Origin of the sequence: Nostoc sp. (genome assembly GCF_036917675.1) — a bacterium.
Classification (GTDB): Bacteria; Cyanobacteriota; Cyanobacteriia; order Cyanobacteriales; family Nostocaceae; genus Nostoc.
Genome location: NZ_JBALCT010000048.1, coordinates 84,457 through 105,937, shown reverse-complemented (window position 1 = coordinate 105,937; position 21,481 = coordinate 84,457). Strand labels below are relative to the sequence as shown.

General features: G+C 40.9%; 19 protein-coding genes, 1 tRNA gene and 1 pseudogene. 12 read left to right on the top strand and 9 right to left on the bottom strand.

What is annotated here, in order from left to right; translation table 11 throughout:
• Window positions 1-71: 71 nt before the first annotated feature.
• From V7K31_RS17170 to V7K31_RS17160, 3 genes and pseudogenes are all read right to left on the bottom strand, one after another.
• Window positions 72-1,892, bottom strand: coding sequence for a hypothetical protein (locus V7K31_RS17170; RefSeq protein ID WP_335095598.1), 1,821 nt, complete (start codon window positions 1,890-1,892; stop codon window positions 72-74).
• A pseudogene (locus tag V7K31_RS17165) lies at window positions 1,870-2,728 on the bottom strand (DEAD/DEAH box helicase family protein); the annotation flags it as partial. The pseudogene V7K31_RS17165 and the gene V7K31_RS17170, both read right to left, overlap by 23 nt.
• Window positions 2,729-2,770: 42 nt before the next feature.
• The gene (locus V7K31_RS17160) at window positions 2,771-3,430 is read right to left on the bottom strand and encodes an HAD hydrolase-like protein (RefSeq protein ID WP_335095560.1); all 660 of its coding nucleotides are present in this window, start codon (window positions 3,428-3,430) and stop codon (window positions 2,771-2,773) included.
• 467 nt (window positions 3,431-3,897) lie between these two features.
• Between V7K31_RS17160 and V7K31_RS17155 the strand changes: the two genes are divergently transcribed.
• Window positions 3,898-4,062 (top strand): hypothetical protein, encoded by a 165-nt coding sequence (locus tag V7K31_RS17155; RefSeq protein ID WP_335095559.1) that lies wholly within the window; start codon window positions 3,898-3,900, stop codon window positions 4,060-4,062.
• A 210-nt stretch (window positions 4,063-4,272) separates the two neighbouring features.
• Here the strand turns inward: V7K31_RS17155 and V7K31_RS17150 are convergent, their stop codons facing one another.
• Window positions 4,273-8,781 carry a translation initiation factor IF-2 N-terminal domain-containing protein gene (locus V7K31_RS17150; RefSeq protein ID WP_335095558.1) on the bottom strand — a complete coding sequence of 1,503 codons (4,509 nt, stop codon included), beginning with the start codon at window positions 8,779-8,781 and terminating at the stop codon, window positions 4,273-4,275.
• 181 nt (window positions 8,782-8,962) lie between these two features.
• Complete coding sequence (locus V7K31_RS17145; protein ID WP_335095557.1) at window positions 8,963-9,880, bottom strand: histone deacetylase family protein; 918 nt, start codon at window positions 9,878-9,880, stop codon at window positions 8,963-8,965.
• A 104-nt stretch (window positions 9,881-9,984) separates the two neighbouring features.
• Here V7K31_RS17145 and V7K31_RS17140 point away from each other — a divergent pair, with 104 nt between their 5' ends.
• On the top strand, window positions 9,985-10,995 hold the full coding sequence (locus V7K31_RS17140; protein ID WP_335095556.1) for a mechanosensitive ion channel family protein: 1,011 nt from the start codon (window positions 9,985-9,987) through the stop codon (window positions 10,993-10,995).
• Window positions 10,996-11,144: 149 nt separating this feature from the next.
• Here the strand turns inward: V7K31_RS17140 and V7K31_RS17135 are convergent, their stop codons facing one another.
• Window positions 11,145-11,924, bottom strand: a complete 780-nt coding sequence (locus V7K31_RS17135; RefSeq protein WP_335095555.1) for an MBL fold metallo-hydrolase — start codon at window positions 11,922-11,924, stop codon at window positions 11,145-11,147.
• Window positions 11,925-12,039: 115 nt separating this feature from the next.
• On the opposite strand from V7K31_RS17135, the gene V7K31_RS17130 reads away from it, so the two are divergent.
• The gene (locus V7K31_RS17130; protein WP_335095554.1) at window positions 12,040-12,180 is read left to right on the top strand and encodes a hypothetical protein; all 141 of its coding nucleotides are present in this window, start codon (window positions 12,040-12,042) and stop codon (window positions 12,178-12,180) included.
• A gap of 342 nt (window positions 12,181-12,522) precedes the next feature.
• Window positions 12,523-13,851: a sensor histidine kinase gene (locus tag V7K31_RS17125; RefSeq protein WP_335095553.1), complete on the top strand. Its 1,329-nt coding sequence runs from the start codon at window positions 12,523-12,525 to the stop codon at window positions 13,849-13,851.
• A gap of 169 nt (window positions 13,852-14,020) precedes the next feature.
• Here the strand turns inward: V7K31_RS17125 and V7K31_RS17120 are convergent, their stop codons facing one another.
• A complete protein-coding gene (locus V7K31_RS17120) occupies window positions 14,021-14,176 on the bottom strand; it encodes a hypothetical protein (protein WP_335095552.1) in 156 nt (51 codons plus the stop codon).
• The gene (locus V7K31_RS17115) at window positions 14,173-15,105 is read right to left on the bottom strand and encodes a serine hydrolase (protein WP_335095551.1); all 933 of its coding nucleotides are present in this window, start codon (window positions 15,103-15,105) and stop codon (window positions 14,173-14,175) included. Before V7K31_RS17115 ends, V7K31_RS17120 begins: the two co-directional genes overlap by 4 nt.
• 9 nt (window positions 15,106-15,114) lie before the next feature.
• On the opposite strand from V7K31_RS17115, the gene V7K31_RS17110 reads away from it, so the two are divergent.
• The 4 genes from V7K31_RS17110 to V7K31_RS17095 are packed head-to-tail and all read left to right on the top strand — an operon-like array spanning window position 15,115 to window position 18,340.
• Window positions 15,115-15,837 (top strand): C40 family peptidase, encoded by a 723-nt coding sequence (locus tag V7K31_RS17110; RefSeq protein ID WP_335095550.1) that lies wholly within the window; start codon window positions 15,115-15,117, stop codon window positions 15,835-15,837.
• Window positions 15,834-16,847 carry a glycosyltransferase family 2 protein gene (locus V7K31_RS17105; protein WP_335095549.1) on the top strand — a complete coding sequence of 338 codons (1,014 nt, stop codon included), beginning with the start codon at window positions 15,834-15,836 and terminating at the stop codon, window positions 16,845-16,847. The genes V7K31_RS17110 and V7K31_RS17105 overlap by 4 nt, the downstream gene beginning before the upstream one ends.
• Entirely contained in the window at window positions 16,837-17,031 is a 195-nt protein-coding gene (locus V7K31_RS17100; protein ID WP_335095548.1) for a hypothetical protein, read from the top strand. The genes V7K31_RS17105 and V7K31_RS17100 overlap by 11 nt, the downstream gene beginning before the upstream one ends.
• Before the next feature lie 34 nt (window positions 17,032-17,065).
• The gene (locus V7K31_RS17095) at window positions 17,066-18,340 is read left to right on the top strand and encodes an MFS transporter (protein ID WP_335095547.1); all 1,275 of its coding nucleotides are present in this window, start codon (window positions 17,066-17,068) and stop codon (window positions 18,338-18,340) included.
• 38 nt (window positions 18,341-18,378) lie between these two features.
• Here the strand turns inward: V7K31_RS17095 and V7K31_RS17090 are convergent.
• Window positions 18,379-18,452: transfer RNA gene (locus V7K31_RS17090), tRNA-Arg, on the bottom strand.
• A gap of 37 nt (window positions 18,453-18,489) precedes the next feature.
• Here V7K31_RS17090 and moaC point away from each other — a divergent pair.
• From moaC to V7K31_RS17070, 4 genes are all read left to right on the top strand, one after another.
• Window positions 18,490-18,996, top strand: a complete 507-nt coding sequence (moaC, locus tag V7K31_RS17085) for a cyclic pyranopterin monophosphate synthase MoaC (RefSeq protein ID WP_335095596.1) — start codon at window positions 18,490-18,492, stop codon at window positions 18,994-18,996.
• A gap of 424 nt (window positions 18,997-19,420) precedes the next feature.
• Window positions 19,421-20,509, top strand: a complete 1,089-nt coding sequence (locus tag V7K31_RS17080) for a HoxN/HupN/NixA family nickel/cobalt transporter (RefSeq protein WP_335095546.1) — start codon at window positions 19,421-19,423, stop codon at window positions 20,507-20,509.
• 78 nt (window positions 20,510-20,587) lie between these two features.
• Window positions 20,588-20,845 carry a hypothetical protein gene (locus V7K31_RS17075; RefSeq protein WP_335095544.1) on the top strand — a complete coding sequence of 86 codons (258 nt, stop codon included), beginning with the start codon at window positions 20,588-20,590 and terminating at the stop codon, window positions 20,843-20,845.
• Window positions 20,846-20,964: 119 nt separating this feature from the next.
• A complete protein-coding gene (locus V7K31_RS17070) occupies window positions 20,965-21,273 on the top strand; it encodes a DUF3181 family protein (RefSeq protein WP_335095543.1) in 309 nt (102 codons plus the stop codon).
• Window positions 21,274-21,481: the final 208 nt, after the last annotated feature.

Genomic DNA, 21,481 nt, shown 5'->3' with positions numbered 1-21,481 from the left:
GGAAGACATATTTTTTAGTTTTCTTCTGAAAAATTATTACTATTGAACTATGACAAATATCCTAATATGTGTTAATCACGAGAGAGAATAAAATCAGCAGGTGAATCACTCTCTTGGGCAATATTGAGATGTAGAAACTGCGCCCAGACTTCATCACTCAGTAAGTTTAAAGCAGTTTGAGGATTGTTAATTGCGATCGCGCGGATAACTTTACGCCATCCCTGTTGCAATAATTCAACAAAAGCTTCTTCAATAGAAACTTGATTCAGCAACAAAAGTGCAGTTTTAAAACTTGTTGAATCAGCTGGTAAATTTTTCGATCTTAATCCCTGTAGTGCTACATTCAACCACACAGGCAGAAGTTCCAGCCAATTATTTTGCTGAATCTCTTTGAGTGCAATGTCTTCCATACTTAGCGCACCCCACACACATAGAGACTCTACAGCAAGTTTAGAATCGCGGTTTTCTAGAGCATTTTCCCATAATTTTTGAGCGTAATTTTGGAAGCGATTAGCGAGAAATTCATAAGCTTCCTGAACTTGATACGGAATTGTAACTTTATAAACTGACTCACCTCGTGGTAGGTAGTCGCCGCGATAAGATAGCCAGTTATGAGAACCACAAAGATGGATTTCCTGATCAACTATTACTTCTTTGACATGGGAATCTCCCAACCACGAAACCTGTACAGATGCTAAACCATCAGGTGTTTTTATCGCTCGAAGTTTTTTCTCTACTTCTGCTGGAATTGGTTTATCTTCATCTTCTTGTCGCCGCGCAATTCCATGTCCAATTAAAATCCAAACTCCCCGATTAGCTAATTTCTGTAACTGAGTTAGAAATTTTTCATTTACAACTCCCTGATTCACCCAAGGAGAATAAATCAGAACCTGATTTTTAGCCGAATTTAAAACTTCTGAAAAAGCTTGGCTAATTTGTCCATCGCGTAACTGTACGGCTTCACCTACCACTACTTTTTCACTAGCTTTTGTAGCATTTTCTAGCGCCTTTTGGCGAATATTTTCGAGTCTAGCTTCTATTTCAGTATTTTTTTGCTTAAGAATGGCTTCACGTTCAAAATTGATGGTTTCGGTTGACAATTTGCATAATGCTTGCAAAGATATTTTCCCTTCAGCGTGTAGCACTTCCAATAAGTTTGATGCTGACTCTAAAATTTGCTTTCCATTTCTTATTTTGATGCTCAACTTCTCTTCAAGGGCATCGAAGATAACGAAAAGCGATATCTTTCTCCAAATTTTTTGAGTCGGAGTTAGTACCTTATAAGAAGTGACAATTTTTCCATCTTCTGGGACATGAAGTGCTAAACCGGAAGCTTGAATATTTTTTTGTATTTCCTCAAGCGGTAACACGGAAATATCAGGAATTTTATTATCAATATTTATAAAGTCTGCTAAGTCAGGCAAATTTATTACTGTCTCGCTTAATGATTCCAATTGAAAGGTTATTTTGTCGCTTAACGGGTCTGTAATAGCATTAAGCTGTACAGGATATGGGGGCTGTGGTACAGAGCCTTTTTCATAAAATGAGCGACCTTCAGAAGTGACTGTAATTGGCGATGTTGCTGAGAGAGTTTGTAATGTCCGAAGAGTTGCAGTAGTAGTTTTGATAAATACAGAATCAAGCCCAAGTACAGAGGCTAATTCATCTTCTGTTGGCGGAGGTTGAAATTCAATAGCAGCGCGGATGATAAATTCTTCGAGGACGTTAAACTGGCGGGGTTCTTTGATATTTACTTCTATCGGAGTTTGACGCAAGCTATAGCGGAATTGACGGGCTGCTAAAACTGATAAACTAGTACTTTGCGCTTCTATTTCGTCTACCAAATTTTTGAGATTGTCATCAATCGGTTTAGCAGAAGAGGCGAGAAACATCAACGAAACCTCCATGTAGACGCACGATGTTTGAAACATTGGAGTACATACTCCCAATTTGTCCACGTTGCTGAGTAAATAGCGAATGACAACCCACAATTATTAGTAATTCTTGAGCGCGGGAAAATGCAACGTTAACCCGTTCTGGCTTTTTGGCAAATCCCACATCTCCTCTAGCTATTATTGCGAACCATACTAACAATTACAACAGGTCGTTCCATACCTTGAAATCGGTCTACTGTACCAGTGGTGATTTGCAGCGATGGGAAAAGTTCAGATTGCAGGCATTTATCAATTTTTCTGAGTTGAGCGCCATAAAATGTAATCACCGCGATTTGTTTTTTTGGTTCACTATTAGCAACTTTAGAAGACCAAGCACTCTCGAACTGCTTACACAAAGTTTGAATCGCATCAATTTCTTTAGTATTAGAGTAATAAGTTCCATCTCCTTCCTCTAAAAACTGATTCTCTATAGGCGTTTGTACCCAGATAAGATGCTGAGATTCTTGAATTATTTCGCCTTCTAGATTATGTGCGCGTTTGGTGTCAGGCTCTAAGATACCACATTCTAGTTTACCGTCATAAAACTGATCGATTGCACCCATAATTATGGGGTGCATTCGATATTGTGTAGTTAACATTTGTTTGATGCTATCATTAGCAGCTTCAAACTGAATTTTAAATAGTGATTCTTGCAATAATTGTAGTTCTGTATTTGTACTGCCAATCTCTTGAGAAACTTCCTCTAAAGTCTTCGTATCGAGCATGGGTGGTAATTGTCGATGGTCCCTTACCATGACCAACTTTTTACCTTTCAAGGCCCAAATTATAATTTTGACATCACCTTCAGCACCCACCCATTTGATTTTGGCGCATCTTCACACAGAATTGGTATAAGCGTCAATTTCGATTCCTTCCAAAAATCGTACTTGGGTGGGAGTAATTTGGCGTACTTCGTGCATTCCTGGCACAAACTGCCACCGCCATATTTCGGCATCAAGATAATTTATTCCCAGGCTTGCTGCTGCTTTTTTATCTTCTTTGCGGTCTCCAATCATCCAGCAATCATATTCTGGATCTACTTGACATGATTCTAGAAAATACTTGATATTAATCCGGGAATATTTTTCAATCGCTGCTCTAAGCATTCCATCCCCAGGCTTCCTAAAATTAATTTCTCTTAAGTTACCTACTAATTCATATCCCTCTTCAGGATCTAGAGAATATTTAATAGTTTTTTCTCTAGACACCATTACACATTTTCTCCCCTCAAAATCTGGACAGAAGAATATTTCTTGAAGTTTAGGGAATAACTCTAAAGTAAATTGCATTTCTACAATTGTAGCTTCTAAAATTTTGTACCCGGCTGCAATTGCCGCTTGATTAGATATTCCTATAATCTGCCAATTACGATCAGCAAAATGCTCTATCGCTTTATCTGCACCAAGCATCGGTTTTTGTCCTTGGGGCCATTCAATATACTTTCCCGTTTTTCCACAGCGAATTGTTCCGTTCAGGTCGAGGAATAAAATTTTCATTCTGTTTACTTTCCTGTAAAATAAAAATTATTTTTGTCGCGCAATTAAGTAGTCCTTCAAAACAGTGCTGGGAGGAAACCTATTGCGCTTTCAGGTTCAAACAACGGACAAGGGATCATTGCAGGCTAGAGATTTCAGCCTTGGTGTTTTTACGGTATTGCAATGTATTATACCAACTTTAAGGTAGACTGTCAAGTGCTGTTTAACAAATGAACGTTTAAAAATTTACACTTTGAAAGAACTTGACAAATTAGCTACTAAGTACCTGTGCAAAATTAATTGCATACTGACATCGCCTGAAATGCTTGTCAAAAGGTCATTCCAGATTAAATAAATGTGTAATTAATTTTGCGTGAATACTTATAACTTGTACATACTAGATAAGTCCTACACGCAATCAATCAACCCAATACCCCATAATTCTCTCACTACCCCGTAACATCTCTTCTAGCTGTGGGGTGTTTGCATTGCTGGTGTGTTGCGATGCGATCGCTCTTGAGTACCACACCAAGCTATGCCAAGCCACCAATTACAGCGATCACACCAACAAAGGCAAAGACACGGATAAAATTTTGTCTCTGGTCAATGAAAAATTTTTGAGTGGTGAAGGCTTTCGCAAAAATAAAGATTGAGGATACGTAAAGTCAGTGAACAATGCCTATTCTATCTGTCAAAATTTGGTGAGATTCGATAGCAGGGTATATACCCCACATTCCGCACTTCATTTTGTAATATTTATACTGATATTATATTTTACTGTTTTATTAAAAATTTATTTAGAACAGTTGGTACTTAATATTTACTGACAATATCGCAGGCATTGCTAACTACTTGAAATAGGTTTAGCTAAAGAGGCGAGAAACATCTACAAAACCTCCATGAAGGCTTACAATATTTGAAACTTCCGAATACATACTTCCGACTTTACCTGATTGATGGGTAAATAAATTATGACAACCCACAATGATCAGGAGTTCTTGAGCGCGAGAAAATGCAACATTTACCCGTTCTGGCTTCTTAGCAAATCCCACATCTCCTTTACTATTGTTGCGAACCATGCTAACAATTACAACAGGTCTTTCCATTCCTTGAAATCTGTCTACTGTACCAGTACGAATTTCTAGCGAAGGGAAAAGTTCAGATTGCAAGCGCTCATCAATTTTTCTTAATTGAGCGCCATAAAATGTAATTACAGCAATTTCTTTTTTTGGTTCACCATTAGCAACTCTAGAAGCCCAAGTACTCTCAAACTGTTGACACAAACGTTCAATTGCATCAATTTCTGGAGTATTAAAGTAAGAAGTTCCATTTCGTTGCTCTAAAAACTGATTTTCGATAGGCGTTTTTACCCAGAGAATATGCTGAGATTCTTGGATGATTTCGTTTGCTAAATGATGTGCGCGTTTTGTGTCAGGCTCCAAAATACCAGATTCTAGTTTACCGTCATAAAATTGGTTGATTGCTCCCATAATAAATGGGTGCATCCGATATTGTGTAGTTAACATTTGTTTGATGCTTTCATCAGCAGATTCAAACTGACTTTTAAACAGTGATTCTTCTAAGAATTGTAGTTCCTCTCGTGTATTGCCAATTGTTTGAGCAACTTCTTCTAAAGTGCTAGTATCAAGCATGGGTGGTAATTGCCGATGATCGCCTACCATGACTAACTTTTTACCTTTCAAGGCGGGGATTAGTAACTCTGGTGGAGTACACTTACTAACCTCATCAATAATGACGACATCAAAGGATTTGAATTCTTCCGAAAAACCTCTGTTTGCAGCTTGAACACAGGTGATACCGACGACGTTGGCATTATCTAAATATATGCGCCTTAAATCGTCGCGATCGCACTCAGTTGGATTTCTTAATTTTCCGATCCAATCTTGTACAAAATTCTGATATTTGTTGAGATAAGCTTCTTCTTTTTCGAGTTGCTCTTGCCAAAATTCAAACTGAATATTAATACCGCGCAATAACTCTATATTAAATAAGTCAGCAGCAAGTTTTTCTGGTTTAAATTTATCCGGTATTCTTTGCCATTCTGTTAACCACCAGCTTCTTTCTACTACTAAATTTTGTGATGGCTGTGGTTGTGATTTCTCTTCTAGTTCGCGGAGATTAATTTGTAATTTCTGAAGCTCATGTAGAGAAATTTCAGTTTCTTCTTGTAGCTTTGATAAATGCTCGTGTAGAGAATTTTTAACTATCTCCAGCATAGCAAAAGGTTCTAAGGATGAAATTAATATTTCAAGTTGACTGATGCAAGTTACCCAATAATTGACTTGATTTGAGAATTCTTGGGGTTGCTCCCAAATATTTGATTGTGTTGCGAGATATTGTTCAGTTAGAATGCGTAATTGAGCAGGTATATTTGGCTGTTGGTTAAGTTGTTGCAAGATATTAATAACTCGTCCAAGTTGCAAATTAGCATCCTGCTGTGCTTTTTCTACCTCAGCTTGAGTAATGGATATTTGCTGTTGGCTGATTTCATTTTTCTGAAGTTCATTTAATTGTCGTTGCAGATACTGAAGCTGTTGTTCAGTTTCTGTTTTTACTTTTAAAACACATTGACGCGCATTTATAAGGATAGTATCGAGCAATTCTTGTGTAAGCTGGGTGAGAGTAGAATCAATGTTATTCCATTCCCATGATGCACCATAGGTTTTTTGCATTCTAATTAAAAAAACCTGGGTATTCTCAACCAGTAATTTTCGCTGTTTTGCGGTAAGTAGTTGATAATTGTTAAACTGTTGATAAGTTTCATGCCATTGGGTGCGATCGCGTAGGCAAAGCCCGCCGTAGGCATCGCTCTTTGATAGCACCATTGGAATCTGACTAAAATTTTGTTGTAAAAAGTAGCTAAAATTATGCTGTTTACCTCGCCTATCAGTAAAACCTCCATCTATCTCATAAGCGATCGCCTTTGTTAATAGCTCCCATTCTGGTAGATTAATATTGTAATTTTTTGGTACTATTGGTAATTTTAATGTGTTTGCAAACATCAATAAACCTAGTGGTAAGTCTACTAAATTCTCTGTTAGTGGTAAACCTGATTGATGACATTCTTTCAAGGTTTGATACAGATGGGAAAATGCTGTAGATTTCCATTCCTTAACTGCTGAGATAATATAATCAATTTCCCGTTTGCGATTTTGCCAAATCTGGATTGTTTGCTGTAGGTTTTGTAGCTTAGTTAGATATTGCTGATAATCTGGTTGTAGCTGATTTAACGAGGCGAAATTCTGTTTAATAACCTGTACCCGCGCTGCAACTTCTGAAATGGCTTCGGTTGCATCTTGAGCATAAGTCAAAGCAGTTTTAAATTCAGAAATTTCTGTTGCTACAGTTTCACGCAACCAAACCGCTAAACCAAAAGCACCAATTCCCGGACGGACAAAGCCAAGTTCATCAGTATATCTGATAGCTTTACGAACGTTTCCTAAAAATTCTTCTATTAAACTGTTACCTTCTGTGTAGGGCTTAAGAAGTGGCAAAAAATCTGTAACTTCTGGAGCTTCCCAGTTGAGATGTTGTGCAGTATTTAGGATGTTTTCTAGTCCGGCAATTAGAGATTGAATCTCATTCTGTTTTCCTACGGTTTCGTTGTAAGACTTTTCTTGATTTTTAAAGTTTGACTCGGATTTTACCTTGTTTTGATAGAATTTATTTTGTTGATCATTGAATTCTTGCTCGGCTTGAAAGTAGGCTGTGAATCTTTGTAATGATGCCACTAATTGACTGAAAATTTCGATATTTTCGAGCCGTTGAGTAAGATTTTTTTTGCAGTCATTTGCTGTATTTTCTAGCCATCTGCCAATCACTTGGTCTTCTAGAAATGGCTGTCCTTCTTCCCCAACTTTTTCGGCTCTCCCTTTGCGTACAGCGCGAATCACTGGGTTATGAACTAATCGACTCAGGGCGTTATCTACTGCTAAATTGGCTTGAGATGCAATTAGAGTGCGTCCACCACGAAGCGCAATTTGATAGCAAATCTCGGCAATTACGGTAGTTTTACCGGTACCCGGTGGACCTTGGATCAGAACAAGATCCTTAGCGGCAAGTACCTTTTCTACTGCTGCTTTCTGACCAGGATTAGCAGAAGATAATAATAAATATTCTGGTTTAAGTTCGATAGTGGTTTTGATTTGTCTAGCCTGAGAAGCATCGAATAAAAAGTTACCTAAGTAGGGATTTTGAGTGTAACCATTATTCAAATCATCTAAAGCTTTTTTCTTGCGCTGAATCTGCTGAATATCACCAACTGCCTCGAAACATAAAAATCCGGTAGCTGGTAATTGATAACGCTCTGCTGCCATGTATTCAGCTAAGTCGCGTTCAAGTCTGAGACTGATAATACAACGGTTGGTGTCAACATCTTCAACAGTTCCTAATTGACGACCGGTAATCCAATTTTTTCCGACGGGAGCAGTTTCAAAAAGCTTCAAATCTTCGTTTTTTGTGCGTCTTGCTCGTTCCCAAAAATTGTCCACATCGAGGGAATTTTGATAAAAGCCGTCAAGGGTGGCTGAGGCTACATCAATTTCAAAACTAATCCGCCTTTTAAAGTTATAGTTATGACTTACATAACGCACGCAAAATTGACGCGCTTTAGCAATTTTTTCTTCAATTTGCAAAAACGCTTTCCAAGCTTTCAGCTGATCTTCTGTAGGTACATGATCGCCACAAACTAGCGCTGCGGCGATGCGTTTCAATGTTGCTGGCGGAATGTCGAGATGATGCTGATGATTGGACAGTAAACGTAAGCGACAAGGCACAGCATAACTATCGGCGTGTCCCCGTGATGGTTGTAACAACTGAGCCGATAATATTTTTAAACCGCCGCGTCCATCTTTTTGTACAGCTGCTCTAAATCCTAAAGTTTTTCTGATCTGCTCAAGTCTTGCGGGTAACTGAAAATCATCGCTGTCTGTTGCGATTGTCAAATCCCAAATTTCTTCTCTTGCTTCTTTCCCTGAACCTTTGCGACGCACATAAAATAGAGAAGGCTTTTTACCCACACATTCCAACATTAACTCATTGGCGCGATCGCGCCGCTCCCTAAATTCGGGATATGCTTCCAGGGCAGTTTTACCTTCAAGATGGCGGATAAAACTATCAATTGCTGAAGCTATAAACATATAGCCCCAATCTTCAGAGTTTGTTTTAATCTTCGAGGATTTTACTGTTAGTTTATTTGCGGCTAGACGAACGCGTTCTGCTTCTGATTCTGGGATTGTACTATTATGGCTTTTAACTACAATGTTGAGCTTTTCGCAAATTACTAATAGCTTCTTACTATCCAAATTCAATTCTTTTGCGAGTTCGTAGATTCTGAGTTTGCCGTTATTCATCCAGTTTCGTAAATTCGTGGACAATGAGGGTTTAAATTTAAACGCAGGGGCGCAGAGGTAAGAGCAGAGGAGCGCAAAGTATTATTTTAGTGCGATTCGCTACGAATTAAATTTAGCAAGACTCTGCATACCTTTTCGTTTAAAAACTTGACGATTTTGGGTAGTATTGCCCACTAAATGACTATAGTTTATACTGCTGATAAACTTGACTAGCGGCGCGATGCAGCAGGGAATGACGCCAAACTAGAGATTTCATATCATCAGCATAACCGCCACCAATGACGCAAGCGACAGGATAACCGCTACTCATACAAGTACTCAAAACCTGCATTTCCCGGCGAAAAATGCCAGCATCGGTTAGAGCTAATTTGCCCAAGCGATCGCCTATATGAGGATCAACACCTGCATCATAAAATACTATATCAGGCTTGACTTTAGACAATAAATCTGCTAGATAATTCGCCAAGGTTTGTAAATAAGCGTCATCTTCCATTCCCACCGGCAAAGGAACATCTAAATCGCTGTTTTGTTTAGTACCGGGGAAATTGACTTCGCAGTGCATGGAGAAAGTAAAAACGCTGTCGTCGTCTTGGAAGATAAAAGCGGTGCCGTCTCCTTGATGAACATCCAAATCTACAATTAGGATTTTTTGGACAAGTCCAAGTTTTTGTAAAACGCGACAGGCGATCGCTAAATCGTTGAAAATACAAAAACCAGACCCATAACTAGGAAAGGCATGATGAGTTCCACCAGCCGTATTACAAGCTAAACCCTGACTTAGTGCCAGTTTAGCAGTAAGTATTGTACCACCTACCGCTACACAAGTACGATTCGCTAATGCTGGACTCCAAGGCAAACCAATGCGACGCTGTGCTTTGGGGTCTAGGGTTCCTTCGCAATAAGCTTTAACATAGTTTGGGGTGTGGACTAACTCTATCAATTCTAGCGCCGGACGTTCGGGAGTGTGAAATTGTTCTTGATTAGCTACACTATCAGCTAACAGCAATTCGTAGAGTTGTCGGAACTTAGACATCGGGAAGCGATGCCCTTCAGGTAGGGGGGCAATGTAATCTGGGTGGTAAATAATTGGCAAGTCCATAATCCAGAAAATCTCAAACAGCTAATCCGACAACTAACAAGGTAAAATTTAGCCATAATCACAGCAAAAATGCTGCTCTCCTAAATCTAAAATTCCAAATTTATATGATGGAATGGATTCCGCCGATTGCGTTTATTCTAGCTGGCTTACTGGCTGGAATAATTGGTGAAAAAGTTATCTTCAAAAAACTGGAAATATTCGTTAAGAATAAACAAATTGCCGGGGGTGATATTATATTTTATTCCCTGCATCGTATGACATTTATTTGGTTTGTCATTGCCGGTTTTTTTTGGGCAATTCTGAGTTCTCCCCTCAAGCCAGATATTGCGATCGTACTGCAAAAAATTCTGACGATGGCATTGCTGTATTCAGTAACCCTAGTCTTAGCCAAATTGACTGCTGGTTTTGTTAATTTATTTATTCGCAGAGCAGAAGGGGTTCCCACATCACTAATTTCTAATCTTGCTAAGATTACTGTTTTAGTTTTGGGAACATTAATTATCTTGCAAACGGTGGGTATTGAAATTACGCCGATAATCACAACTTTAGGGATTGGTGGTTTAGCAGTTGGTTTGGCACTTCAAGACACACTTGCAAATTTGTTTTCTGGTTTTTACTTAATTATCTCTAAGCAAGTTAGAACCGGAGATTATGTGAAATTAGATGCTGGGCATGAGGGATATGTCATAGATATTACTTGGCGCAATACGACAATTAAAGAAATTTCAAATAATGTAGTCATTGTTCCAAATTCTAAGTTGTCTACGGCGATTTTCACCAACTATCATTTACCTGCAAAAGAAATTACTTTAACAATCGATGTGGGTGTAAGTTATGATAGCGATTTGGAAGAAGTTGAAAAAGTGACTGTAGAAGTGGCCAAAGAAGTCATGCAAGAAATTGCACCGGAATTAAAAGAAAATGAACCATATATCAGATTTCATACTTTTAATGATTTTAGTATAGATTTTACGCTTTATATGCGCGTCAGTGAATACTTTGATCAGCGTATTGGTAAACATCTATTTGTCAAAAAATTACACAAACGCTATCAGCAAGCAGGAATTCAAATTCCTTTTCCGATTAGAGAAGTGTATATGCAAGATAATTCATAAAGCCCCGGCGACTGGAAGTCGCGCGCCAGTTGCTCATGGGGGTTTCCCCCAAGATCGCACTGGCTTGGCTACACAGGCAAAACCCACCGTTCTGGGTTAAAACACCGCGATTTCTAATCGCTAGGGCTATGTGCAAGATGTGAGCTAGCTTAGATTGCTAATGCTCGTTTTACTAATGGTAATTCAAAGCGATCGCCTGGTTTCGGCTCAAGTACCTGGGTCGAAAGATTGTTCTTTTCTACTAGCGAACGAAATTCTTCAGCACTTCCTTTAGTCTGAAGGAGTTTCGTGATCAATCCTTCAAACATCACATCTCCTCCGGCAGCTGTGGGTAGTATTACTTGAGGTTTTAACCACCTTACTACTTCCAAGGCGCTATTTCCTCCTTTAATAAAAGGCCCAAGCAAAGGTAGCGTTAAGTCAACAAACGGTGTAATCACCACATCAACTGGTGCAGCTTGCTTAAGTTGTGGGGAATGATACCCGTGAGGCTCGTAGTATACAGTTAAAGTACTCTCTAAGTCTTTGAGGAGATAACTGTTTTCTACCACAGTGGGGCCAATTGGAGAGCCGGGAAAAGCTTTGATTTCTACTTGATTATTAAAAGTGAAAGTTTCCCCATGAGCGAGAGTAGTTACCTGGGTGTAACCTAACTGCTGTACTACCTTGGCAGCATTGGGAGAAGCTACAACCTTAATGCTGTGATCCAGTAGCTTGAGCGTTGGTGGGTGAGCATGGTCTTCTAAACCCTGAGACAGCAGGATCAAATCAATATTATCTGGTATTGGACGATTTTGCGATCGCGAACCTTTAAAGAACCAATCCAAATTGCTGAAAATTAACGAACCAACCAGCCAAGGGTCAATTAATATTCGTTTCCCGCCGATTTCCAGTAACCAACTATTGCTGTCTAACCAAGTTAAGAACATAAACTTATGTGAAGATAACGCCTATCTTCATTATCAAGCGTATACAGCTAGAGTAGCTACAGCTTTGCAACAGGTTGTATAAAAATGCTTCTTAGATTATACCATTAATGAGTATTTGAGCCTGATTACTGCTGGTTCGCTCTACAACACCAGGGAAATCCAAAACTTTCTCGGACACCGCGATATCAAACACACTGAAAAATACACCAAGCTGAATGCTCGGCGGTTCCTGAATTTTGATTGGGGAGATTTATAACATTACAACAGCGATCGCGTCATGGATAGATAGATGCCTAGTCAGGAGAGTGACTTCCTGGCTTAGGCATCCAGATAAACGCTTGGGGAGAGTTAATTTTCTAATATTTAAGGGAATACTATTAAAGTTATGCAAGGCTAACTCTTTTCCTTTTAGAAAGACAAAAAAAGAGTATTTATAGCAGTGGTTAGATAGCTCAGGACATTGGCAAATCCTAAGATAGCGGCTGTCAAAGCTATCCATAGCAGACTTGTCCTAACCAAGATGGCAGATGCTACATAACGCACAATAGTCAAAAATTTGGGTATGTTCGCTATCTATTAATTCAGGAAGTAAGTTAGCATGGAAAATTTGGCAACCGAACAAGCTGAAGAAGCATTATTTCACCTGGCGGCAATTGTGGAGTCCTCAGAGGATGCCATTATCAGCAAAACCTTGGATGGGGTAATTGTTAGCTGGAATCTTGGGGCAGAAAGACTGTTTGGTTATAAAGCAGAAGAAGCGATCGGTCAAAGTGTGACAATGCTTCTTCCTGTCGAGCGCATGAATGAGGAGGCCCAAATTATTCAGGAATTGAGGCAAGGAAAACGAGTTGAACATTTTGAGACCGTGCGTCAACGTAAAGATGGGACGCTGATTGATATTTCACTAACAATTTCTCCGGTTAAAAATACAACAGGCAGAATTATTGGTGCCTCCAAAATTGCTCGTGATATCAGTACTCGTAAACAAATTGAAAAAGCTTTAGAAGAGTCACAAGCCCTGTTGCAACAGAAAGCAACCGCTCTAGAAACTACCTTACTTGAACTGAAGCGAACGCAGATTCAGCTAATACAAAATGAGAAAATGTCTAGTTTGGGGCTGTTAGTCGCTGGGGTAGCACATGAAATTAATAACCCTGTCAACTTCATCTATGCCAACCTCAACCCTGCCAATGAATATACTCAAGATATACTAAAACTGCTGCGGTTGTATCAAAAGCATTATCCCAGGGCAGTGCCGGAAATCCAGGAGAAAAGCGAGGAGATCGACCTAGATTTTCTTGCAGAAGATTTGCCTAAGTTACTTTCCTCTATGGAAGTTGGAGCAGACCGGATTAAAACGATTGTGCGCTCTTTACGGAACTTCTCTCGTTTGGACGAAGCCGAGATGAAATCGGTCAACATCCATGAGGGCATTGATAGTACGTTGATGCTTTTGCAGCATCGCCTGAAAGTCAAGTATCACCGAGAAATTGAAGTAGTTAAGAATTATGGCAATCTGCCGTTGATTGAGTGCAACGCTTCTCAACTGAACCAAGTGTTTATGAATCTCATTAGCAATGCAATCGATGCTCTCGAAGAACGAGACCAACAGCTTACGTTTAGCGAGATTGAGCAACAACCCAGTCAAATTTTGATTTCTACTAGGATGCTTAATTCACATCAGATGCAGATTCGGATTATAGATAACGGTCTTGGTATCCCAAAATTCGCTCAAGAACGATTGTTTAACCCATTCTTTACCACTAAGCCAATTGGCAAAGGGACTGGATTGGGGTTGTCGATCAGTTACCAGATTGTGACTGAGAAGCATCGTGGCTCATTGCGGTGCCATTCCATACCCGGTCAGGAAACCGAATTTGTGATTGAGATTCCGATTCGACAGGATTGTCTAAACAATGTTTCATAAATGTGTATAACTAAGAACATTCTAAAATTCCGACGCATAAAACTGGCGATGTCGGGCGATGTCGGGATTTGATAGACTAGGAAATTCAGCGCACAATCCTACAAATTCTTCATCTTCGCTTGACTAAGTAACTTTATAGGTGTGGTTGAACTCCGTAAAAGTTACTTGTTTAACGAACTGCAAAGCAGAGGCAGTGCGTTGCGTATTTTCCCACGCCACTCCCCACAACGAAGGGAACCTCCGCAAGGGGGTGGCTAAGAATTGTAGCGACTGCCGTCGCAAAGGAAGAAATAGGTATTCTGGCGATCGCATCGCAGTAGATCATAGACTAGCGATCGCATCAGCAACTCGCCCAGAAACAAAGGGCAAAATAGCCCGACTCTTAGCCTGGGCTTTACCTTCAGTAAATACCACTAGGAGGTAGGGGCGCTTATCTGGTAACTCAATATACGCAGCATCATGGTGAACTTGACTTGTCCAACCTGCTTTTGACCAAATTTGAGCATTTTTAGGGATTCCACCCCCTAAAAAGCCTGTTACCTGATCTTCGTCTCTGTCAGTGGGCAAATCGTGGAGATTGCGTTTGAGCAAGGCCATCATTGCTTGCGATCGCCTACTTGAAACCGCCACTCCACCTACAATACTATGCAGTAACCGAGCGATCGCATTTGTTGTCACCATATTACGATTTTCCAGTAACTCTCCCACAAACGCCCGTTCTCGTCCATAGGGACCATCACTCCAAGTTTTTTGACAGACGTTAATCGTCTGCATTTCTTCCCAACCCAAAGATTGGTAATAACGGTTAATAATATTACGCTGATATTTCCAGGTTTCAAAAGGCCCGATTGGTAATTCTGGCCCTGATGTGGTACCGCTCAGGATATCCACAACCAAGCTGGTAGCATCATTGCCGGAATCTACAATCATATCTCGCAAGGCTCGCTCCAACTCCTTGGAAGTTTGAGTCATGGCTTTTTCTAACCATTCGTTTACCGCCACCAGATAAAATAGCTTAACTACACTGGCGGGATAAATCCGCTCCACACCGCGATAAGTGAAACCACGAACTGGGTGATCCCAAAAAGCGTTGGGAGTCAGCGCACCACCAGTATTTACTAGCACTGGTGGATCGTAAACAACCCAAGTCAGGGCGATTTGATTCTGGGCTAAGGTCGGAAATTCTGCCCAAGTTGCATCTAAAATGCCATTACCAAGATTTGCGAGTTGTTCGTCTTTATTAAAAAAAACCATTCTCTAATAATGTCCTTTAATCTAAAATCCCAAATTCCAAATTACCAATCAGGGGAGTATCAATGTTTAGCTGACCTGAATTTATATGATTCTCCTGAATGTACACGTTTAGCAACTCAAGCCGCATCTGGGCGACATTTATGGGTAACATCAAATCATCAAATTTCCGTGGTTGAGGTGTATTTGTGTGAAGATGACTATCCGGGATGGGTATCCCTTTCAGATTTTCATTCATTACAATTTGCTACTGTACCTTATCAGGCTGCAACATTTTCTGAATCTGAGATTAAAAAACTCCTAGCAGAGGTTATTGCCTTTACCCAAAAAGCGATGCAACAATTAAATTATTACCTTTGGGGGGGTACAGTTGGGCCAAATTATGACTGTTCTGGGTTGATGCAGGCGGCGTTTGCTTCGGTGGGTATTTGGCTACCTAGAGATGCCTATCAACAGGAAGGATTCACTCAACCAATTACTATTGCAGAATTAGTCGCCGGGGATCTAATATTTTTTGGAACTAGCCAAAAAGCAACTCATGTCGGACTTTATTTAGCCGATGGTTATTATATCCATAGTTCTGGGAAAGAGCAGGGACGGAATGGTATTGGGATTGATATTCTCTCGGAACAGGGAGATGCGGTTAGTCAGTCGTATTATCAGCAGCTGCGAGGTACTGGTAGAGTTTTTCAGAGTTACGAACCACAGAGACGCACAGGACGCACAGGTATATGAGGAGTGGGTTAGTTTCCGAAAGGATTAGTGAGGAAAATGGGGTGATTTCCGTAATTGTCCCAGATGTTTCGGTAGTGGTGCCGATACATAACGAGGTGGAAAGTTTGCCGCTTTTACTAGAAGCGATCGCATCTATTTTATCCTCTAGTCAAATAAATTATGAAATCATTTGTGTGGATGATGGTTCTACAGATGGTTCCGGGGAATTTCTCAAGAAAGAGGCGCAAATCCGCACTGATTTAAAGGCGGTGATTTTGCGTCGCAACTACGGGCAAACTGCGGCGATGGCTGCTGGATTTTATTATGCAGTCGGTAAAGCGATCGTTACTTTAGATGCTGATCTTCAGAATGATCCGGCTGATATCCCCATGTTATTAGCAAAGCTGGACGAGGGTTACGATTTGGTGAGTGGTTGGCGGCAAAAACGCCAAGATGGTGCCGTCAATCGGTTACTCCCTTCTAAAATTGCCAATTGGCTAATTCGCCATACCACTAGCGTAAATATTCATGACTATGGCTGTTCACTGAAAGCCTATCGTGCAGAACTGTTGGCAGATATGAACCTCTACGGAGAACTACACCGATTTTTACCTGCTTTGGCGTACATCGAAGGAGCTAGAATTACCGAAATGCCCGTGCGTCATCATGCCCGTCGCTTTGGTAACAGTAAATATGGGATTTGGCGGACATTCCGGGTATTGATGGATTTGTTAACCATTCTGTTTATGAAAAAATTCCTCACCCGCCCGATGCACGTTTTTGGGCTGTTGGGCTTGATTTCAATGGTTTCAGGGACAGCGATCGGAATTTACTTGACTTTCGTCAAATTGGCTTTTGGTGAGATGATTGGCAATCGCCCCTTGCTAATTTTAGCAGTTCTCCTGCTAGTCACAGGAGTACAGTTATTTTGCTTCGGTCTTTTGGCAGAATTGCTCATGCGTACATACCATGAATCCCAAGGACGGCCTATCTATCGCGTGCGGGAGGTGGTAGTAAAAAATGTTAAGTAACGTAACAATGGGCATGGGGCATTGGGCATTGGGCATGGGGCATGGGGCATTGGGCATGGGGCATGGGGCATTGGGCATGGGGATAAGTACAGGCATTAGTAAACAGTCAAGAGTAAATATTGGTTTACTCCTAACTCCCAACTACTGTACAGACGCGATTAATCGCGTCTCTCCTAATTCCTAACTATTGACAAAAAACTCATTAAATTGCATCTACCTTGAAAGCATTTAATACTTTTAACGCCGAACTGCGGCGCAACCTGCTGATTTTATTTACAGCAGGTTTATTATTCTGGTCGAGCATAGGTTCGCTCTTACCAACTCTACCGCTTTACATCGATGATGTGGGCGCAAGTAAACAAGAAATTGGGATTGTGATGGGCAGTTTCGCCATTGGCTTATTGCTATCTCGCCCGATGCTGGGACGGTTAGCCGATGAACGTGGTCGAAAAATTGTCTTGTTGATTGGTACGATAGTAGCTGCGATCGCACCCTTTGGTTATTTGGCAACTCGATCTCTTGGGCTGTTGATCCTGGTGCGGATTTTTCACGGTATTAGTGTTGCCGCTTTTACCACTGGTTACAGTGCCTTAATCGCAGATTTAGCTCCCGCAGAAACTCGTGGCGAAATCATTGGTTACATGACCCTAGCAACTCCCCTTGGTTTAGCAATTGGCCCTGCCTTGGGAGGGTATTTAGAAGCTACAAGTGGTTACGGGATATTATTTCTGTTATCCGCCGAATTGGGTTTTGTCGCTCTCTTGGGGATTATCCAAGTCACTAATCCACCAGTGCAGACACAGGAGCAAACTGAGGGAAACGATGTCTACGACGGGCTACGCCTACGCAACTTTTGGCAAATTTTGGGCAGTCCACGGGTGAGAGTTCCAACTATAGTTATGTTACTGGTTGGTTTATCCGTTGGTGCTGTACATACCTTTGTGTCATTGTTCCTCAAATCCACTGAGGTGGACTTCAATGGCGGATTGTTTTTTACAGCTGGGGCAATTTCGAGTTTTAGTATCAGAGTGTTTGCTGGTAAGGCAAGCGATCGCTTTGGTCGTGGTTTATTTATCACCTTTGGTATTTTCTGCTACGTTTTAGCGTTAATACTACTGTGGCAGGCTGACAGCGCGATCGTGTTCTTACTGGCTGCGATCGCTGAAGGTGCTGGTGGTGGTACACTAATCTCGATGATCATCACAATGATGGCAGACCGCTCACTGCCGCAAGAACGGGGGCAGATTTTTGCTATATGCATAGCTGGACTTGACCTTGGGATTGCGATCGCTGCTCCTATTCTGGGTACAATAGCAGAACTTGTAGGCTACCGGAATATGTTTGGTTACGGTGCTGTGATCACTTCTGTGGCACTTGTCATCTTCCTCACCCAATCAAGCAAAGACCTATCCAACTCCCTGCGCTTTGCACTAGGTCTAGCTCCAGATGCCTACGCCTTGAAAGATTTAAAAATTAGGAGTGAGGAAATTTAATTTCTCACTCCTAACTTTCAACTCTTAACTTTTAAAAACGGGCGAGGAGGGATTTGAACCCCCGACACCGTGGTCCGTAGCCACGTGCTCTAGTCCACTGAGCTACACGCCCTCACCGACAATCAATATTAACACGTTCTAACTAAATGATGCAAGATAATTTTCCATCTAATTTTGCCAACTTAACCCATCTAGATCACCAAGGACAGGCACAGATGGTAGATGTGTCTGAGAAAGCACCCACTATCCGCCAAGCAGTAGCCGAGGCCAAAGTGCGGATGCTGCCAACAACCTTCGCTGCCATTCAAGCCGGAAATCTGCCAAAAGGGGATGTGTTAGCAACTGCAAGATTGGCTGGGATTATGGCAGCCAAGCAAACAGCCGCTCTAATTCCTCTGTGTCATCCCTTGCCTTTGCAAAAAATCGCAGTCGAGATCATACCCGACCCGCAACTACCTGGTTATCAAATTCAAGCCACAGTCAAAACCAAAGCTGAAACTGGTGTAGAGATGGAAGCCTTAACTGCCGTTTCTGTGGCTGCCCTGACTTTATACGATATGGCAAAAGCCTTAGAAAAGTCGATTCAAATTGAATCGATTCGTTTAATCAGTAAGAGTGGCGGGAAATTAGGAGATTACTCCTTGCCAGAGCAATAACCTAGATTATCTCACCTATAGCTTTGTTGAGACCGGTTGGGCTTTCAAACTCCTCATCAACTGAAAACCTGAAACCTAGATTCCCCCTAACCCCATTTTTAAGAGGGTTGGGGGATCTGTTGTGCATAAGTCCTAAAGAAATAAGAATGGGATTTTTTTACTGGGCTGACAAGTCCTATTTATAAAGATTTCAGCCTGCCGATGCTGCTCACCGTTATGAAGTATGACCGACTAATCACACTTTTGACATAACTTTGCAATGCCTCTGTCATTTAGATAGGTTTTACTAAACCTTACGTTGATGTTAACATAAGTAATTTTCATGAATGAAACCGAAATAGCTGGCTCAGTATGTTGCTACGGCTCATACAGAGTCTGATTCGTTTTTCACCTTGTCGAAATATGCCTTTATGGGGAGTGATAAATGCTATCCAGATTTTCGCGTGTTTTCAACGATAGTTCCAGAAACGTTAGACGTAAAGTTATCAACATTTATGCGTTCCTGATTAGCGTGAATATTTTGGTCTGGGTAGTTGCCCTGATTGCATTCCATCGCTACCCGCTTCTGCTTGGCACTGCCGTATTAGCTTATAGCTTTGGTTTACGTCATGCTGTAGATGCCGATCACATCGCCGCGATTGACAATGTTACCCGTAAATTGATGCAGGAGAACAAACGACCTGTTGCTGTTGGGTTCTTCTTCTCTCTAGGTCATTCCACCGTTGTAATTGTCGCCTCTGTTGCGATCGCTTTAACCACTACAACCATCCATAACAACTTTCCCAGTTTTGAAAAGGTTGGGGGGCTAATTAGCAGTAGCGTTTCTGCACTTTTCTTACTAGCAATTGCAGCAATCAATATGGTGGTGCTGTGGGATGTTTATAAAACCTTCCAAACCGTCAAGCACGGAGGAATCTACGACGAGCAATCTTTAGATGAATTTTTGAACCAACGTGGGCTACTCGGTCGCATCTTCCGTCCTTTGTTTCGATTGATAGATAGTAGCTGGCAAATGTTTCCTTTGGGTTTCCTCTTTGGTTTAGGCTTTGACACGGCGACAGAGGTAGCACTGCTGGGGATTTCTGCGAATCAAGCAGCTAAAGGTCTGCCTATCTGGTCGATCCTATTGTTTCCAGCTTTGTTCACCGCAGGTATGTCCCTGATTGACACCACTGATGGTATTTTAATGCTTGGTGCTTATGGCTGGGCTTACGTCAAACCAATCCGTAAGCTTTACTACAACATGACCATCACCCTTGTTTCTGTACTAGTTGCTGTGGTCATTGGCGGAATTGAGGCTCTGAACATTATTGGTGATCAGTTACAACTGAAAAGTCCGTTTTGGGATTTCATTAGTCAACTAGGTGATAACTTTGGCACAATTGGTTACTTAATCATTGCCATCTTTATATTCAGTTGGTTACTTTCGACCATCATCTATAAAGTTAATAAGTATGATGATTTGGAAGTCACTAGTGCTACAACTCCTAAACACGGAAGGAATAGGCATTGATTGAGCCTATATGCGCGACATGAATGCCCCAAAAACCTTAGAATGAGTAGGGTGTATTTAAATCTGTAACAAATATTTATGCCTCCTCGTTGGCCTCGCGAACCCGATCGCAAAGACCCTGATTACCGCAAGATCGATGACCGGATGAATTTTGCCATCCATGTGGCGATCGCTGCTAGTATTAATTCTGGCTTGTGGTTTTTCCACATCTTGAAAGGCACTACCTGGGAGTGGCTGCCTTTGGTGACTTTAAGTTGGACAGGAATATTGTTGGTGCATCTGATATATATTAGTGCGATCGCTAACTACACCGAAACTCCACCTAAATCCACCTGAAGACGGACTACTGATGCTGGGGCGATTGTAACCTGTGGTAGTAGAATCAGCCTGTTAATTGAGCGATAATGTATAAAAGCCTGAGATTTCGCACTCTTTCTTAATGTAGGGTTATTTTTATGGCTAAGACTAACACCACAGAACTACTGGAAGCCCTAGCAGCTGAAATTGGCGAAAACGTCTACATAGACGTTGCCAAATGGCATCTTTATTTATCTAATGCCAAGCTGCATACCCTTGTTGCCGAGCAACTGTATCCCTTAATTACTTCCAACACTGTAAATGAAGACCGAGTTTTAAAAGTCTTGGGATCAATTCCAATAAAAATTGGCGGCGGTAGAAGTGAACTTCCTTTAATCGATTTACTGCCACTGCAATGTCAGGTCACTTTAGTAGATATTTTAGAAAAATATCTACGCGAAATTTAATTGCTAAAATCAAGATTATTTGAATTAGACAATTTTCTCGGTCAGCATTCCCTGATTAAATTTCAGATGTTGAATTGGGAGTTTGTTTGGTGTGTCAATTTTATAAAAATAAAAACCACAGATACACATAGACAAATCTTAGGTAATTTCTGTGTGCATATCTGGTAAAAATTTCCTTTAACAATTAAGGAATCTCGACCTTCTAAAT

Excerpts from the sequence above, each read along its gene's own strand:
- V7K31_RS17115 (WP_335095551.1), bottom strand. The coding sequence starts at position 15,105 with ATGGTTTTTTTTAATAAAGACGAACAACTCGCAAATCTTGGTAATGGC.
- V7K31_RS17070 (WP_335095543.1), top strand. The coding sequence starts at position 20,965 with ATGGCTAAGACTAACACCACAGAACTACTGGAAGCCCTAGCAGCTGAA.
- V7K31_RS17120 (WP_335095552.1), bottom strand. The coding sequence starts at position 14,176 with ATGATCTACTGCGATGCGATCGCCAGAATACCTATTTCTTCCTTTGCG.
- V7K31_RS17170 (WP_335095598.1), bottom strand. The coding sequence starts at position 1,892 with ATGTTTCTCGCCTCTTCTGCTAAACCGATTGATGACAATCTCAAAAAT.
- V7K31_RS17110 (WP_335095550.1), top strand. The coding sequence starts at position 15,115 with ATGTCCTTTAATCTAAAATCCCAAATTCCAAATTACCAATCAGGGGAG.
- V7K31_RS17125 (WP_335095553.1), top strand. The coding sequence starts at position 12,523 with ATGGAAAATTTGGCAACCGAACAAGCTGAAGAAGCATTATTTCACCTG.
- V7K31_RS17075 (WP_335095544.1), top strand. The coding sequence starts at position 20,588 with ATGCCTCCTCGTTGGCCTCGCGAACCCGATCGCAAAGACCCTGATTAC.
- V7K31_RS17145 (WP_335095557.1), bottom strand. The coding sequence starts at position 9,880 with ATGGACTTGCCAATTATTTACCACCCAGATTACATTGCCCCCCTACCT.
- V7K31_RS17160 (WP_335095560.1), bottom strand. The coding sequence starts at position 3,430 with ATGAAAATTTTATTCCTCGACCTGAACGGAACAATTCGCTGTGGAAAA.
- V7K31_RS17100 (WP_335095548.1), top strand. The coding sequence starts at position 16,837 with ATGTTAAGTAACGTAACAATGGGCATGGGGCATTGGGCATTGGGCATG.
- moaC (WP_335095596.1), top strand. The coding sequence starts at position 18,490 with ATGCAAGATAATTTTCCATCTAATTTTGCCAACTTAACCCATCTAGAT.
- V7K31_RS17135 (WP_335095555.1), bottom strand. The coding sequence starts at position 11,924 with ATGTTCTTAACTTGGTTAGACAGCAATAGTTGGTTACTGGAAATCGGC.
- V7K31_RS17150 (WP_335095558.1), bottom strand. The coding sequence starts at position 8,781 with ATGAATAACGGCAAACTCAGAATCTACGAACTCGCAAAAGAATTGAAT.
- V7K31_RS17140 (WP_335095556.1), top strand. The coding sequence starts at position 9,985 with ATGATGGAATGGATTCCGCCGATTGCGTTTATTCTAGCTGGCTTACTG.
- V7K31_RS17080 (WP_335095546.1), top strand. The coding sequence starts at position 19,421 with ATGCTATCCAGATTTTCGCGTGTTTTCAACGATAGTTCCAGAAACGTT.
- V7K31_RS17105 (WP_335095549.1), top strand. The coding sequence starts at position 15,834 with ATGAGGAGTGGGTTAGTTTCCGAAAGGATTAGTGAGGAAAATGGGGTG.